Here is a 12,979-nt window from a genome sequence, read left to right as displayed (position 1 = left end):
CTTGATCGTTCCCACGCGGACAGTTCGACGTGGGAACGATCAACGCGTTACTCGGACTTGCGGATCTTCTCGACAATCGCGGTAGTCGAGCTGTTTTCCACCAGCCCCAGCACTTTCACCGTTCCGCCGTAAGCGGTCACGATGTCCGCGCCGACAACCTGCTCGATTCCGTAGTCCCCACCCTTGACCAGCACATCCGGCTTGACCTCGCGCAGCAGGTTTTCCGGAGTGCCTTCAGCGAAGCTGATCACCCAATCCACGGCGCCCAGACCTGCCAGTACGGCCATGCGACGGTCGACGCTGTTGATCGGACGACCCGGCCCTTTCAGGCGGCTGACCGACGCATCGTCGTTTACCGCGACGATCAAGCGATCGCCTTGGGCCCGTGCCTGTTCGAGGTAGGTCACGTGGCCGGCGTGCAAAATGTCGAAGCAGCCGTTGGTGAAGACGATCTTCTCTTTATGCGCACGCGCATCATCGACCGCCAGCAGCAGCTGCTCGAGGCCCAGCACACCGCGCTCGGAACCTTCTTCACGCTGGATCGCGCGACGCAGTTCCGGTGCGCTGATGGCCGCCGTACCCAGTTTGCCGACCACGATGCCCGCCGCCAGGTTGGCCAGGGCCACAGCGTGGGGCAGTTCTTCGCCCGCGGCAATGGCGGCCGCCAGGGTGGAAATCACCGTGTCGCCGGCACCGGTCACATCGAACACTTCACGGGCACGGGCCGGCAGGTGCAGCGCCGGATGATCCGGACGCAGCAGGGTCATGCCGTGTTCGCCGCGGGTCACCAGCAATGCGCCGAGGTCGAGGTCGTGCATCAGCTGCGCGCCCTTGCTCACCAGCTCGTGCTCATCGGCGCAACCGCCGACGATGGTTTCGAACTCACTGAGATTCGGGGTGATCAGGCTCGCACCCCGATAGATCGAGAAATCCTTGCCCTTGGGGTCGGCCAGCACCGGAATGCCACGGGCACGGGCTGCCTGGATCAGCGCTTGATGGTTTTTCAGCGCGCCTTTGCCGTAGTCGGACAGCACCAGCACCTTGATGCCTTCGAGCAACTCGTCGACTTGCGCGCCCAACGCCAGGGCGTCGGTGGCGAAAGGTTCTTCGAAGTCGATACGCAACAGTTGCTGGTGACGGCTCATGACCCGCAGCTTGACGATGGTCGGCTGGTGCGCGATGCGCTGGAACAACGCTCGTACGCCAGCGCCCTTGAGGCTATTGGCCAGGCTGTCGGCGGCTTCATCGTCGCCGGTCACGCCGACCAGCGAGGCTGGGGCGCCGAGGGCGGCAATGTTCAACGCAACGTTGGCGGCACCGCCCGGGCGGTCCTCGATTTGCTCGACCTTGACTACCGGTACCGGCGCCTCAGGGGAAATCCGTGAGGTACCACCATGCCAGTAACGGTCGAGCATGACATCGCCGACCACCAAGACAGGGGCTTGATCGAATCGCGGCATGGACAACTTCATGGAGCAACCCACATACAAAATGAACAGGGGCGCGATATTAACACAGGGTTGGCGTGGGCTTGTGTGACGGCTGCAATGGGATGATTCGGCGGGGCTTTCTGCTCATTTATTGATCAGAAAATCCGTCCGCGGTGCGCAGATTTATTCAGGCTTGGTCAAGTAGGGTAAAGGTCTGGGTACAAATCACCGGACGCATTGCACGCCAGGTGTGCAAAAGGGGTGAGCCAGGCTCACCCCTTTTGTGGGGTCAGGCGATGTCGCCAACCGGGGTGTCGAGGCCCATCGCATGCAGGCGCGAGTAGTAGCCGTTTTGCGCCAGCAGTTGAGCGTGGGTGCCGCGCTCGACGATTTCGCCATGATCCATGACCAGGATCAGGTCGGCTTTCTCGATGGTCGTCAACCGGTGAGCAATCACCAGCGTGGTGCGACCTTTCATGACCTGATCCAGTGCCGCCTGAATGTGCCGCTCGGACTCGGTATCGAGCGCCGACGTTGCCTCGTCGAGAATCAGCAACGGTGCATTCTTCAACAAGGCCCGGGCAATCGCCAGGCGTTGACGCTGACCACCGGACAGCAACACGCCGTTTTCCCCGACCTGGGTGTCCAGGCCTTGCGGCATTTCCGAGATGAAGTCCATCGCGTAAGCATCCGTCGCGGCCTTTTCAATGTCGGCACGTGGGGCGCCGGCCAGGTCACCGTAAGCGATGTTGTTGGCGATGGTGTCGTTGAACAGGGTCACATGCTGTGTCACCTGCGCCACGTGTCGACGCAGATTGCGCAGACGATAGTCTTCGATTTCCACGTCATCGAGCATGATTTCGCCGGTTTCGTGGTGATAGAAACGCGGAATCAGGCTGGCCAGGGTCGACTTGCCGCTACCCGAACGACCGACCAGGGCGATCATTTGCCCCGGTGCCGCCGTGAAGCTGATGTTCTTCAGCACTTCACGCTCGGTCCCTGGATAGGTGAAGCTCAGGTTGCGCACTTCCAGGTGGCCGCTGACGCGATCGCGCTCGACGGTACCCTGGTCAATCTCTGGCTCGACGTCCAGTTGCTCGAAAATGCTCTCGGCACCGGCAACGCCTTTCTGGATTGTCGAGCTGACTTCCGACAGTTGACGAATCGGCTTGGGCAACAGGCCCGCTGCGGTGATGTAGGCCACCAGGTCACCGGCGGTGGCGTCACCGCGCAGGAACAGCACCAGGAACATCAGCACCGCCATGGCGGTGTAGATCACCAGTTGCAGCATCGGCGTGTAGACCGCGCCGGTCTTGGTCATGCGCAGTTGCTTGTCAGTGTTGCTCTGACTGGCTTCGGCGAAACGACGCTCTTCATAGCTTTCGCCACCGAAGCTGCGCACCACGCGATAGCCCTGGATGGTCTCGGAGGCTACGTGAGTCACGTCGCCCATCGCCACCTGGATCTTCTTGCTCTGCTTGCGGAATTTTTTGCTGGTGCTGCTCACCATGATCGCGATGATGGGCAGGATCGCCAGCATCACCAGGGTCAGTTTCCAGTTCATCCACAACAGGTAAGCAAACAGGAACACCACGGTCAGGCCTTCACGAATGACCACTTTGATAGCGTCCGTGGCCGCACCGGTGACCATGGTCACGTTGAAGGTGATGCGCGAAATCAGGTGCCCGGAGTTATGGGTGTCGAAATAACGGTTGGGCAATACCAATAATTTGTTGAACAGTTCGACACGCAAGTCGTGGACCAGCCCAAGGGAGACTTTGGCCAGGTAATAGTTACCCAGGAAAGACCCCAGGCCTTGCCAGGCGGCGATCAGGATGATCAGCAGCGGCACGGCCATCAGCAACTGCAAGTCTTGCAGATAGGGAACAGTCGGGAAGAGCACCGCTTCGGGGTTGCTCAAGCCATCGACGAAATATTTGAGAATCCCTGCGAGCATGGGCTGCGTCGAGGCAAAGATCACGAAGCCGACGATACTCACCAGGAATAGGCCGATATAGGGTTTTACATACCCCAATAGCCGAAAATAGATTTTCAGGCTGGAATCCTGTCCCGCTTTGGGCGGTGCGTCACTCATCGTAGAGCTCACTCGTTAGGAAGAACGCGAAATTTTATCACAATCGTCGGAATTGACCCGCGCCCATACCAACACACTGGCCAGGCCAACGGGTAACCAACTGATGAACCACTCGGCCCTTGGCGTTCCGGCCAGGCTGGCCGCATCGAATTGCATGGCCAGGGATGAAAATACCCATATGCCGATGACGCCTTGACCATATAGCGTTTCCCGGGCTTTCCAGGCCTCCCGTAAAACTGCAAGCCATACCGCGCACCACAACAACAGCCCCGGCAGACCCAGTTCGATGGCGACATGAGTGAAGAGGTTATGGGCGTGGTCAAAGGACAAGCCTTCGGCGAGCACTTTATAGCTGCCGCCAAGGCCCAGACCGCGCCATGGGTGCTCGGCAATCATTTGCAAGCTTGCCATCAGGATTTGTGGACGATAGGAAACACCGCGAGCCATAACCAAAGGCTCGAAGAACCAGAAAGCCAACATCGCCACTGTCAACGCAGATACCGCAACGACGCGACTGCGTCGATCGCGGCACCAGATCGGCATGACGAGCAACGTCAGGAACAACGCCAAGGCAGCACCACGACTCTGGCTAAGCACGACAAACACGCCAAGGAAACCCAGCGCTACGACCCAGACCGCTTGCATCCAGCGCCCGCGCGGTACCCAATGAACAAGCCACACGGCCGCCAATCCAATAACGTAGCCACCCAGAATCGGGTGAGACAACTCGCCCAAACCTTCAACACGCGCGTACCAGACGTTGCCATCGACCCCATAAAATTTGACGGTGGCAACCAACGCAGTCAACGCCAGCCCAATACCGCCCCATTGCATGATACGAATGATTCGGTCGGGCCGGGTATTGGCAAAAACCGGAAAAAAAAGCAGGAATACGCCGATGTACAACAACCGCTTGACTTCGCGACTCGGCACCTCGTCGCTCGTCCAAGAGAGACTAATCAATGACCAGACCAGCAGACCGAGCATCGGCAGGTAGACCCAGCGCTGCTCATATAGGAGTTCTCTGATCCGAGCCCGCGCTGGCCAGCTGAACACCATGGCCGGCAGCCATAGCAGTGCGACCAGCCCTTGCTGATAAAGTTTGTTGGTAGGCGCAACGGCGATAGCCATCAGAAACCACAACAGACCTGACGTCATCCATACTTGCGCCCAACGTGTTTCTTGCATCAAATTGCTCCTTAGACAACCCACCCTACCTAACCCGGCATGGTTAAAACTGAAACTTTTCGGCATCATTGCCCGCCACAGTGCCCGCGCAATTCCAACAAGGCTTTCTATGATGCAATGCTCCCGGCTTCCGCAAGACGCTTTAAATCAAATGATTGAAGCCGCCAGAGTACTGGAGGCCGACAGCTACGGCCCGAAAGTTTACCTGTTGCAGGATGGGAATATCCTCAAACTGTTTCGTCGCAAGCGTATTTTATCTTCCGCGTTGTTTCGTCCGTACTCGAAACGCTTCATCGACAATGCCGCCGAACTGCACAAGCTTGGCGTACCCACCCTTCAGGTCCTGCAGTTCTATCGACTGCAAACCCCAGGCATGACGGCGGTGCTTTACCAGCCCCTGCCGGGAGAAACCCTGCGCCAGATCGCCAGCAAGGAAGGGTTCAACTGGCAGCAGACACTGCCGGCTCTGACGGGGCTGATACGTAGCCTTCATATGTCGGGGATCTACTTTCGCTCACTGCACCTGGGCAACATCGTAGTCACACCGGACAACCGAATGGGCCTGATCGATGTAGCGGATATGCGTTTCTTGCGGGCGCCACTGCCCAAGCATCTGATCAAGCGCAACCTGCAGCATTTCGCTCGCTATATTGCGCGCGAAAACCTGAACGACAGCTTTCCAATGCAGGCACTCGAGCAAGCTGTTCTGGCATCATGAAAGCAATGCACGGGCCGTCTGGCTGAAGTTCAGCCAGGCCTGGTCAGGGGCCAGCTCCTGATATTGGCCTGCCGCGATATCTTTCGCAGAAGCGCTGGACGCTCGCACAATAATATCGCTCCAGGTACTGACATCCTCTACGGGGGCATACCAACCCGTGTCGGCCAACTGCTCGCGAAACACTGGCAATTCGCTGGAAATTACGGGGACACCCGCCATCACCGCCTCTTGCATAATCAGTCCCAGGCCCTCGTCCAGTGAAGGGATAGCGACCCAGTCGAAGGCCCTGTAAAGCCGCGCGGCATCATTCAGATGGCCGGGCAAGGAGACACTCGCGCGCAACCCCAAGTGATCAATGCGTGCTTGCAACGCGTCTCTGGAAGGCCCTTCACCGATAATCACCAATCGCAGATCGGGTCGCTGCTTCAATGCAGAGGCAAAGGCCTCAATCAGACAGGCAAACCCCTTATTTTCCACCAATCGCCCCACCGCACCGAGCACAGGCGTGTCATCCAGGGGCAACCCCAACCGGGCTCGGGCCTCCTCGCGAGGGAGTACCGAGGAGCGAAACGCGGCAGGGTCGAACGCACTACGCAATGTCATGACCGGCATTTGAAGGTCTCGGCCCAGCGAGGCCGCCAAGGTGTTCGACACTGCGACCAATGTCAGCTGGGACGTCGAGAACTGGTGGAAGAGCGCTCGATCTCCGGTACGAACTCGCGTGGAACCATGAACAATCACCACCGCATGGATGTTTGGCAATGTTTTGAGAAGGGGTAAAAGTGTGCGAGCTACTCCCAAGCCATCGAGCAGCAAAAGGTGCGCCCCACTCTGCTTGAGGGCTCTCTTGAAAGAGGCCTGCGTCCAAGGCGTCATCAGCCGCCAGAAATGCCGCCCTTTCAAACGGGCGGAGGACAGTTTCCATTCCCGGGTTTCGCCAACATTCACTCCAGACCCTGACGCGCTGCCCTGAAGCAACCAGGTCTTGACCGATGCGGCAGGGCCGGCCTGCGACAGTATTTGCTGATGAACCTTGTGAATCGATGCGAACGGCGCACCGCCAGACCACATAACGTTAAGGATACTCATAAGGCAACAAGCCAACGCATGGAACTATGCAGGTACGCAGCGGCGCACTTAATTGATAAAACAACCAATGCAGACTCCCGGCATTAGAGGCAATGCAAACTTGATGTGTTCGCGACGAACGCGCGCCTTGCGCTGATGCTCAATCGACAGCCTGTACGTGGAGGCCAAAACCGGCATGCCGAACGACATCTCCTTCCAGCGCCACAGAAACCCTGTCAAACGCCCAGCTTCAGACGCACTTTTTCCAGCAGACTCAACGGCGCGTGAGGACGCAATGCTGGTTCGAGTTCCTCGACGATACGCTTCCCGATACGCGCAAAGCTGAACTGGCCAACCACCAGTTCACGACCATTGCGAGCGATACGCTGCGCCAGCTCCGGGTCAGCCCGTAGCCTCGCGAGTTTTTCCTGAAGCTGCGGGATACTTTGATAGAAAACAACGTTGTGCATATCGTGCAAACCCAGCGCGCTGCTTTCAGCCGCACCCTGATCATAGGCCAGCAGCACACAACCACACGCCATGGCCTCGAAATTCTTGATCATGAATTCGCCCATACCGACGTCGGCGCTGACGAAGTAGCGGATACGGTTAAGCGTATCGCAGTATTCCTCACCCGACTTGGTACGCGTCACCACCAGAGGTTCGACGCGCGCCAACTCATCGAGCAGTGCTTTGCGGCCGCTATAGGCGACGCTGTTGGTACTGCCTACAAATGCCAGTTCGATATCTCGCTCACGACCTTGATCTTGCAGCAGCGACTGGTCGTAGCCCTTGGGAACAAACACCGCATCGAAACCTTCCTCGCGCAGGCGGTCTGCGACCATGAAACCCGAGCTGATCACCCGCGCCCAAGGCAGCTTGCGGTAATGCGCACTGAACTTGCCGGTGTACTTGCACGGGATGTAATTCTGGTACGCATCGTGTTCCAGAATAACCAGATTGGGCAGGGTTTGGATGAACCTCACCTGTCTGATTTCTTTTTTGAAACGCAGAAAAAAAACAATCCGGTCGTAGCGGGCCACATCGACATGCTTGCGAAAGTATCCACGCAAGTCGTCCTGCTCCGCGCTGGTCAGCTCGCGCTTGTCGCAGTCGCAGTGCTCGGCGATACCCTCATACAGTCGATCGAGGATCGCTCGCTGCTCTTTCTGCACCAGAAACAGAACTTTCAATTGGTCTCTCTCTTTCCAGACAGCTCTTGGACCCAGAATAATTCGTGGCGTCGCACCGCTTTACGGAAGAACTCGTTTTCGCCGAAAGCCGGCCAGCGTCGGGCCGCCAGACAACGTTGTATCGCCCGGCGAAGTAGACGCTTGAGGGGAAGTCGGGGCTGAAGGTCGTGCATCATGCCCAACGACATAGCCTTGTGCCACTGTTTTTCGGCCGATAGGCAAAGCGCCCAAGGACGCAACGGTTCGTGATTATTGATCTGTGGCGGCAGTGTCAAACCGGTACCGGCATCACCCATTGGCCAGCGATCGTTGTCGTGTAGATGATTGGCGTAATGCAACAAGGTTTCGGGCTGCCAGGCTGTAGCGTTCAGTGCCTGCATCACTGCTTGCTGTGAGCATAGATGGTCTGGGTGCGGGTCGAAACGCGGATGTGGCAAAACGATGACCTGAGGCTGGATACGCTCGATCAACTCACTCAGGTCGGCCAGCAGATTGTTCCAGGACGGTAGGCCATCGACGTCACTGCCCAGGGCAAACGGATTGAACCGTCGAAAATATCGAGTATCGCCAAGCTGTGCCTCACGGGACACCACGGCCTCGGCCGGCGCGCTTTGCATGGCGGACAATTGCAGGCAGAAATACCCCAACTGCATGCAGCGCTCCTGAGGTACGCCGCCCCACAGCGGCACGCTGATGCTATCCCAGGCGCGAAGCGAGCCTTTCAACCGGGACGCTTCGACGCCATTGAGCCCCATCTGCTGATAGTGCCCGGCCTCGATTTCACCGGCGGTCATAGTGACGATCCAGCTTTGACTGGCGCTGCTGTACAACCCGAATGCGGCCAACTCGGCATCGTCGGCGTGGGGCGCGATCACCATCACCCGTTGACGGCTGTAATCCGGATGCTCGAACGCCCAGAGCACCGGCTCCCCCAGCAATCGGCAGAAACGCCCGCGCAGACGTAACTCGCCTTGCGACAGAACCTGCGCCTGACCACTGAGGTTCAGGTAACGCAGGCCGTTCACTCCCCGTTCGAAGGTTTGTCGGTCCGGGTTATCCCCCCCCGACAACTCGACCACAGGATCGATGAAGCGTCCCAGCCAAGTGCTTTTTATCCGCAGCGCCAACACCAGGGTGGCGTCGTCGACCAGCATGACGCCGTCGTCCAGGCGCAAACGCTCACCGTCGAGGTGAACCTTGGGCTGCTGGGTATACGGTGGAAAGCTGTACTGATAATCGTCTTTGGGCGAATAAAACAAATGGTCGGCAAACCATGCCTCGTGGGCAATCCAACCCAGAACCGCGAGCACCAACGGCAGCCACCAGGTCACCAGCACACCCATGGCAATCAATAGCACCAGCGCGATGAGCAGACCAATGCGTTTGTTGCGCCGATGGCGCTTGAGCAATTGTTGTTTGCGGTTCATGGGCTGACTCATACGGTGAACACCGGCACAGGATTGCACCAGCGATCCTTGTACTCACGGTCGGCGCGACCGAAAGAAAAGCGCAACGGTTTGTCCAACGCCCGGGCATGCTCCCAGGCGCTTTGCGTATTGAGAAAGCTCAGCACGCTGCCCGGACTGAATTCGCGGGTTTCGGGATCGACGCCGCCATTGATGTACTCGACGCTGATCCACTGCGGTGTCTCGACACGGTAGACCAGTTGAATCGCTATTGGCGCATCGTTGAGGAAAATCACCGAGCCAATCAGCAAATCACGCAGCAACTCGATGACCTCAGCCATGCGCTCGGCCCCCGTCGCCGGGAAGCCCCAGCGACGCTGGAACAGGTCGCAATAGATCGCCGCCAGTTCACTGCTGGAAAACTCCGCGACCGGCCGGACCACTCCGCCCGCTTCTTCCAGCAATCGCAATTCACGGCGCTGGTTGTAGCGAAACTTCTTCGACAGTTCTTCGGGAGTGCGGGCCATCGCCAGCTGTTCAGCCTGCAACTTGATGCCGGTGAAGCGGCCTTCATTCAGAGCCGACAGGTAGCGCCCACGATGACGCAGCGGCGCTTGTGCATCGGCAGCGGCCGGCAGGATGAACTCGGCATTACCGAGGTCGAACAGACCTTTTTTTCCGCAGCGCTTGAGCACGTCCTTGGACAAGGCGAGGTCGCGGCCCCAGGTCGGGATCGCGGCTTTGACTTCACCGTTTTGCTCCCAGGCCAGGTAGCGCACAGGAATGTCGGCCAACTGCGCCAGCCGCTCGACCACCATGGGATGAGTGGCGACGCTGCCGCCATAACGTTGCCAGGCATCGGCATATGTCGATGCGTCGACTACCGCCCAGCCACGTTCGCGCCAGCCTTGAAATCGGTTGAGCATCAGCCCCTCGGTGCCAGTTCGGTAACGTGCGGCAAACGCCAGAAAGCATCGCGCACCGCGCGGTCGGAGAAGCGCTCACGCAAGCGATCGAGCATCAGCTCGGCGCACTGGTGACGTTGCTGCTCGTCCATCGCGGCCAGATGTTGCAGCCCTTGAGCCAAGTGTTCGGCATCGCCCAGCGGGAACAGAATACCGACGCCCTCGACCACTTCCTTCGCCCCGCCACACGCCGTGGCGAGCAAGGGCACACCGGCAGCCATGGCCTCCAGCAGCACCATGCCGAACGGTTCGTGATCGGAACTCAGTGCAAACACATCGAAGGCACGGAAATAACGTCGGGCTTCAGGCACCTGACCGAGGAACAGCACGCGGTCGCCGATACCCAACTCACGGGCCAGGGCCTTGAGATCCTGTTCCAGTCGACCGGCACCGAGCATTACCAACTGGCTGCTGGCCGGCAAACCCGGCAACGCCGCAGCAAAACCGTGCAGCAGCGTGGTCTGATCCTTGTCCGGATGCAGCCGTCCGACATTGCCGACAACCCAGGCATCCGGCGCCAGGCCGAGGGATTCCCGGGCCTCGCGAACCGAGACCTGGCTGTCCTGCAAGGTCTGCACATCGATACGGTTATAGAGCGTCTGAATCCGCGCCGCCGGCCACTTCGGCAGGCAATGGCGCATGTCGTCGCGCACGGCATCGGAAACCCCGAGCAGGCTCAGGCGCTTGCGGAAAATATTCGCGAAGAGTTTGCGTGTGCCGCGCTTGTAATCGTCAAACGCGTGATGCACGCCAATCACCGGCAACGACGTACCGAGCAGGGCGATATAAATAGGCTTGAAACGGTGAGCGATGCAAAAACTGAAATTGCGCGAGGCGGCGATCTTACGCAGATCGCCGATGGCGCCCAGCTTCAGGCCACGAATGGCCTTGGAGCTGTATTCCATGAAAAGCACTTCATCAGAGGCGCAGCGCGCGGCGACTTCAGCATCGGCAGCCCCGGTCAAAAACACCGTGGTCACTCGATAACCGGTCCCCGCGAACAGGCTGGCGTACTGCCGGGCGCAGTCCAGAAACGGCCCGTCATAGCCGTGACAGAACTGCAGCACATGGCGTTCAGCCGAGCGTGTCATATGCGTCCGCGCCCTCTTTGACCACCAGGATGTCTTCCATGATCAGATACTGTAGATCGGAACCGAAGAACATGTTCAGGGCGTCCGTCGGCGAACAGATCATGGGTTCGCCACGACGGTTGAGCGAGGTGTTCAGCGACACGCCGTTACCAGTCAGCACTTCCAGCGCCTTCATCATGTCGTAGTAGCGCGGGTTGTATTCGCGCTTGAGCACCTGGGCCCGGGACGTACCGTCTTCATGGACGACTTCCGGCACGCGGGTTTTCCACTCTTCCGCCACTTCGAAGGTGAAGGTCATGAACGGCGCCGGGTGATCGATCTTGATCATCTGCGGTGCAACGGTGTCGAGCATCGACGGGCAGAAAGGCCTCCAGCGCTCGCGGAACTTGATCTGGTGGTTGATGCGGTCAGCCACGCCAGTCGCACTCGGGCAACCGATGATCGAACGACCGCCCAAGGCGCGCGGACCGAATTCCATGCGGCCCTGGAACCAGGCCACCGGGTTGCCATCGACCATGATCTTGGCGATGTTTTCCGGCATGTTCTCAAGCTTGCGCCATACCGGCTTGCTCGGGTGACGGGCACACGCGGCGAGGACGTCTTCGTTGGTGTACGACGGACCGAGGTAGACGTGTTCCATCTTCTCGACCGGCACACCACGGGCGTGGGACACATAGGCCGCCGCGCCAACCGCGGTGCCGGCATCGCCGGACGCAGGCTGCACGAACAGTTCTTTAACGTCATCGCGGGCGATGATTTTCTGGTTCAGCTTGACGTTCAACGCACAGCCACCGGCGAAGGCCAGCTTGCCGGTTTCCTTGAGCACGTCACCCAGGTAATGGTCGATCATCTGCAGCGAGATCTTTTCGAACAGAGCTTGCATGCTCGCGGCGTAATGGATGTACGGCTCGTCGGCGATGTCGCCTTCGCGCTTCGGACCCAGCCACTCGATCAGCTTCGGCGAGAAGTAGAAACCTTTGCCCTTCTCTTTATAACGACGCAGGCCGATGACGTTGGCGTAGTCGGTGTTGATCACCAGCTCGCCGTTCTCGAACGAGGCCAGGCGAGAGAAATCGTATTTGCTGGCATCGCCGTACGGCGCCATGCCCATGACCTTGAACTCACCGTCGAGCATCTCGAAACCGAGGAACTCGGTGATCGCGCCGTACAAGCCGCCGAGGGAGTCCGGATCGAAGAATTCCTTGATCTTGTGGATCTTGCCGTTTTCGCCGTAACCGAAAAAGGTCGTGGCGTACTCACCCTTGCCGTCGATCCCGAGGATCGCGGTTTTCTCTTTGAAACCGGAGCAGTGGTAAGCACTGGAGGCGTGGGCCAGGTGATGCTCGACCGGCTCGATCTTGATTTTCTTCGGATCGAAACCCAATTGCTCGAGGCACCAGACAATCTTGTTGCGATAGCGCTTGTAGCGACGGTTACCCATCAGGATCGCGTCGAGCGCACGGTCCGGGGCGTACCAGTAACGCTTGGCGTAATGCCAGCGAGCCTTGCCGAACAGGCTGATCGGCGCGAACGGAATCGCTACCACATCAACGTCGGATGGCTTGATGCCGGCCTGCTCGAGACAGAACTTCGCCGACTCGTAAGGCATGCGGTTCTTTGCATGTTTATCGCGCACAAAGCGCTCTTCCTCAGCCGCCGCGACCAGCTTGCCGTCGATGTACAACGCTGCGGAAGGATCATGGCTAAGGGCGCCGGACAGGCCAAGAATCGTCAATGCCACAGGGGTCTAGCCTCTTTAGTCTGCATGCAGGCGCAAGGCGCCTCAAAGATTAATGTGCCCTCGCAAAGGGCGAGTGGCAGCTAA

10 protein-coding genes are annotated in these 12,979 nt (G+C 58.9%); 1 reads left to right on the top strand and 9 read right to left on the bottom strand.

Annotated elements, in window-relative coordinates:
* Window positions 1-47: 47 nt before the first annotated feature.
* The 3 genes from hldE to QFW87_RS02395 form a co-directional block, all read right to left on the bottom strand.
* A complete protein-coding gene (hldE, locus tag QFW87_RS02405) occupies window positions 48-1,472 on the bottom strand; it encodes a bifunctional D-glycero-beta-D-manno-heptose-7-phosphate kinase/D-glycero-beta-D-manno-heptose 1-phosphate adenylyltransferase HldE (protein ID WP_283182687.1) in 1,425 nt (474 codons plus the stop codon).
* Window positions 1,473-1,719: 247 nt separating this feature from the next.
* Window positions 1,720-3,525 (bottom strand): lipid A export permease/ATP-binding protein MsbA, encoded by a 1,806-nt coding sequence (gene msbA / locus QFW87_RS02400; RefSeq protein ID WP_283189727.1) that lies wholly within the window; start codon window positions 3,523-3,525, stop codon window positions 1,720-1,722.
* A 15-nt stretch (window positions 3,526-3,540) separates the two neighbouring features.
* A complete protein-coding gene (locus QFW87_RS02395) occupies window positions 3,541-4,713 on the bottom strand; it encodes an O-antigen ligase family protein (protein ID WP_283182685.1) in 1,173 nt (390 codons plus the stop codon).
* 112 nt (window positions 4,714-4,825) lie between these two features.
* Between QFW87_RS02395 and QFW87_RS02390 the strand changes: the two genes are divergently transcribed.
* Window positions 4,826-5,431: a toluene tolerance protein gene (locus QFW87_RS02390; protein WP_283184508.1), complete on the top strand. Its 606-nt coding sequence runs from the start codon at window positions 4,826-4,828 to the stop codon at window positions 5,429-5,431.
* Here QFW87_RS02390 and QFW87_RS02385 read toward each other — a convergent pair.
* The 6 genes from QFW87_RS02385 to QFW87_RS02360 all read right to left on the bottom strand — a co-directional run bounded on the left by QFW87_RS02385 (window position 5,426) and on the right by QFW87_RS02360 (window position 12,895).
* Window positions 5,426-6,520 (bottom strand): glycosyltransferase, encoded by a 1,095-nt coding sequence (locus QFW87_RS02385; protein ID WP_283182684.1) that lies wholly within the window; start codon window positions 6,518-6,520, stop codon window positions 5,426-5,428. The genes QFW87_RS02390 and QFW87_RS02385 overlap by 6 nt on opposite strands.
* 215 nt (window positions 6,521-6,735) lie before the next feature.
* On the bottom strand, window positions 6,736-7,692 hold the full coding sequence (locus QFW87_RS02380; RefSeq protein WP_283182683.1) for a glycosyltransferase: 957 nt from the start codon (window positions 7,690-7,692) through the stop codon (window positions 6,736-6,738).
* A complete protein-coding gene (locus QFW87_RS02375; protein WP_283182682.1) occupies window positions 7,689-9,119 on the bottom strand; it encodes a PIG-L family deacetylase in 1,431 nt (476 codons plus the stop codon). The genes QFW87_RS02380 and QFW87_RS02375 overlap by 4 nt, the downstream gene beginning before the upstream one ends.
* Before the next feature lie 8 nt (window positions 9,120-9,127).
* A complete protein-coding gene (locus QFW87_RS02370) occupies window positions 9,128-10,024 on the bottom strand; it encodes an antimicrobial resistance protein Mig-14 (protein WP_046045681.1) in 897 nt (298 codons plus the stop codon).
* Entirely contained in the window at window positions 10,024-11,154 is a 1,131-nt protein-coding gene (locus QFW87_RS02365; RefSeq protein ID WP_283189726.1) for a glycosyltransferase, read from the bottom strand. Before QFW87_RS02365 ends, QFW87_RS02370 begins: the two co-directional genes overlap by 1 nt.
* Entirely contained in the window at window positions 11,138-12,895 is a 1,758-nt protein-coding gene (locus QFW87_RS02360) for a carbamoyltransferase (RefSeq protein ID WP_008146248.1), read from the bottom strand. The genes QFW87_RS02365 and QFW87_RS02360 overlap by 17 nt, the downstream gene beginning before the upstream one ends.
* Between the last annotated feature and the right edge of the window lie 84 nt (window positions 12,896-12,979).

Source organism: Pseudomonas sp. PMCC200344, assembly GCF_030053095.1.
Lineage (GTDB): Bacteria > Pseudomonadota > Gammaproteobacteria > Pseudomonadales > Pseudomonadaceae > Aquipseudomonas > Aquipseudomonas svalbardensis.
Note: the sequence above shows the minus strand (reverse complement) of the source record. Positions and strands in the feature narration are given on the sequence as shown.

What these genes read in the sequence shown, in the direction of transcription:
- hldE (WP_283182687.1), bottom strand. Translation starts at nt 1,472, where the DNA reads ATGAAGTTGTCCATGCCGCGATTCGATCAAGCCCCTGTCTTGGTGGTC.
- QFW87_RS02375 (WP_283182682.1), bottom strand. Translation starts at nt 9,119, where the DNA reads ATGAACCGCAAACAACAATTGCTCAAGCGCCATCGGCGCAACAAACGC.
- QFW87_RS02395 (WP_283182685.1), bottom strand. Translation starts at nt 4,713, where the DNA reads ATGCAAGAAACACGTTGGGCGCAAGTATGGATGACGTCAGGTCTGTTG.
- QFW87_RS02390 (WP_283184508.1), top strand. Translation starts at nt 4,826, where the DNA reads ATGCAATGCTCCCGGCTTCCGCAAGACGCTTTAAATCAAATGATTGAA.
- QFW87_RS02385 (WP_283182684.1), bottom strand. Translation starts at nt 6,520, where the DNA reads ATGAGTATCCTTAACGTTATGTGGTCTGGCGGTGCGCCGTTCGCATCG.
- QFW87_RS02365 (WP_283189726.1), bottom strand. Translation starts at nt 11,154, where the DNA reads ATGACACGCTCGGCTGAACGCCATGTGCTGCAGTTCTGTCACGGCTAT.
- msbA (WP_283189727.1), bottom strand. Translation starts at nt 3,525, where the DNA reads ATGAGTGACGCACCGCCCAAAGCGGGACAGGATTCCAGCCTGAAAATC.
- QFW87_RS02370 (WP_046045681.1), bottom strand. Translation starts at nt 10,024, where the DNA reads ATGCTCAACCGATTTCAAGGCTGGCGCGAACGTGGCTGGGCGGTAGTC.